Genomic DNA, 1575 nt, shown 5'->3' with positions numbered 1-1575 from the left:
ACTTGTGCTGCGACCACTGGCTATGTCTTTGATCAGAATGCCGTGCTTCACGAGATCGTCGATGTCGCGCAAGGCCCTGTCCTGTGAGCATTTAGCGAGCATGGCCCATTTGGAAGTGGTCAGCTTACGGGCTCCTGGAGCGCCAGCGAGTAGAACGCAGGCCGGAGGCAACGCCATTGGCCATTTGTTCTCGTTTTGATTTTCTGATTTTGAGAAGATCGGTTAAAGTCCGAACGTGAGGTCGGGCAACTTTAGCAGAGTTTCAAATTTCTCTCGGGGCAGACTCCCTGTAGCAAATCGCATGTAGGTGCCGAATGCCTGGGCAGGAATGCGTCCTTCCGACAAACTCACCGCATCGCCGTCCGGATTTCCCATCCAAACGCAGGTCGTAAGGCCGCTGGAAAATCCCAGAAACCAGCCGTCCGCTGACGAAAGGCTTGTTCCCGCGAGACCAGCCATGGGACGATCCAGCATGGCGGGTTTGGCAGAACCGGAGACTGCGGCACTCTGGAGGATGTCCGTCATATCCCGGACAATGTCCGCGCTTATCACGACCCGGTCGGGCTGCGCCTTTCGCTCATAGACAACCGTTCCATCCAGCGTTGTCATTTTTGTCACGCCAAACGGGTCGATCCACTTGCCATGTGCCGAAAGAATCGCAAATGCCCGCGCCATTTCGATAATGCGGACTTTCGAGGTTCCAAGCGGCATCGAGGGGTGTGTGGATATTGGGGTAGATATTCCAAAATGCCTCGCGATTTTCTCGATTCGAGAAAATCCTTTGGCGCGGTCATATCCGCCCGCCACGCCGAGTCCTACGAACACGGAATTTTTCGAATAGGCGAAGGCTGTACGCAGATTAATCAAACCCGCATAGCGGGTTTGGGGAACGTCCCACCCATCAACCCGCACGGGCCCATCCATAAAATTCCATCCAGCCGCGATGCCACTAGTGAATGCTTCCGCACAAACAAAAACTCGCCATGCCGAGCCCGCTTCCCGCAAGGCATCGATGGCGAGGCCGTGTCCAGCAGAAGTACCAATCCCACCAACCATGGCGTGAACCGCGCCGCTGCGATCAATGGTTGTCAGAACACCTTCGGCTCGTGATGGAAGAAGCGGCTGAATCGTGTCAATGGCTGTTCGTTGAAGGCGGAGGTCAAGAGTCGTCTGCACCAAGAGGGGTTCGCCATGGTGTGGAGCCACCTGGTTCACTTCAGGTGCTACCCAATCGATGAACTGCTCAAACAGCCCCGAATTGCCGATTTGGCGGTCGATCGGGCGAAGGCGCTTGCCTTCGAGTATCAAGATCAAAGTGTCTGTATCGTCGCTCGACGACACATAGCCCGATTCGCTTTCTTCGCATGGCTGCGTTGCCTGTCGAGAGCTTCCAGGGAAATAGCTCTTGATTCCATCGTAAGCCGCACTTCCCAAAACTACGGCAATCACCCGATCTACCTGCTTTCGGATTGCCCCAGTTCGACTGCTCTCGTCAGACCGGGGCTGCCGCAAATTTTTCGAATCAAGATTCAGGTCCGACTCATGTAAGTCTTCGTCTGGTGTCAGAGGCGAAGA

Annotated in this window: 1 protein-coding gene; it reads right to left on the bottom strand. The window is 55.2% G+C overall.

From position 1 onward, the window contains the following. Positions 1-222 precede the first annotated feature (222 nt). A partial coding sequence (locus WG908_RS16440) for a penicillin-binding transpeptidase domain-containing protein (RefSeq protein WP_340187587.1) occupies positions 223-1575 on the bottom strand: 1353 nt, incomplete at its 5' end.

Origin of the sequence: Sphingobium anseongense, from assembly GCF_037725245.1 — a bacterium.
In the GTDB taxonomy this organism is placed as follows: Bacteria; Pseudomonadota; Alphaproteobacteria; order Sphingomonadales; family Sphingomonadaceae; genus Sphingobium.
Note: the sequence above shows the minus strand (reverse complement) of the source record. Positions and strands in the feature narration are given on the sequence as shown.